1 pseudogene is annotated in these 664 nt (G+C 36.4%); it reads right to left on the bottom strand.

The annotated features are described in order from the left end of the window. Positions 1-664 (bottom strand): annotated as a pseudogene (locus ACLJX0_RS15370) (hypothetical protein); the annotation flags it as partial.

Here is a 664-nt window from a genome sequence, read left to right as displayed (position 1 = left end):
CATCATAGTACACCAAAAACTCCCCTTCTCCTTCTCTTATTTCAATTGACACATTGTTGGGTGCGTTTTGAATAATCTCTTGTAAGATTTTGATGTTTGTCTCATTCTTCACCATATCGCCAAAGCCTTCTGTAGCAATACCTAAAATATCTATTTTTGTTCCTAAATCATTGTTAATGTCCTCAATAGGTCCATCTGAATTGTTCATTCTCCATGCTTTAATTACATCTTCTGAGAAGTAGATATAAGCGGTAATCACATCTTTTTCATCTTCCGTACCGACATTAACCTTTTTAGACACCGTTTTGAAAAAAGTATTAGTTTCAATAGCAGTTAAATCCAAGTCAATTTTATCATATCCTCCCTCTGTATTAGGTTTGAGGTAAGCGTATTTGTTTGTTTCTGGATTAAAAGAAACCAAGTAGCTAACATCTGTTTCTTCTGTATTACCTCCATTGATAATGCTGTTGATTTGTTCCTCCAATTTTTCTTCCAGTTCAACAAGCTGATTGCTTACATAGCTATCTCCCGTTAACAACTCCCATTTTGAACCGTCCCAGTAGTAAAAACCTGCAGCCATTTCCGTTCCATTGTTGTAGACAATTACTCCCGTTGGATTACTTCCTCCTTCTAAGACCGTATTTGCCTGTAAGGCAATTCGAGG

It is taken from the genome of Myroides sp. DW712 (assembly GCF_046557355.1).
GTDB lineage: Bacteria > Bacteroidota > Bacteroidia > Flavobacteriales > Flavobacteriaceae > Flavobacterium.
The sequence above is the reverse complement of the archived record's forward strand: the minus strand, read 5'-3'. Positions and strand labels throughout refer to the sequence as shown.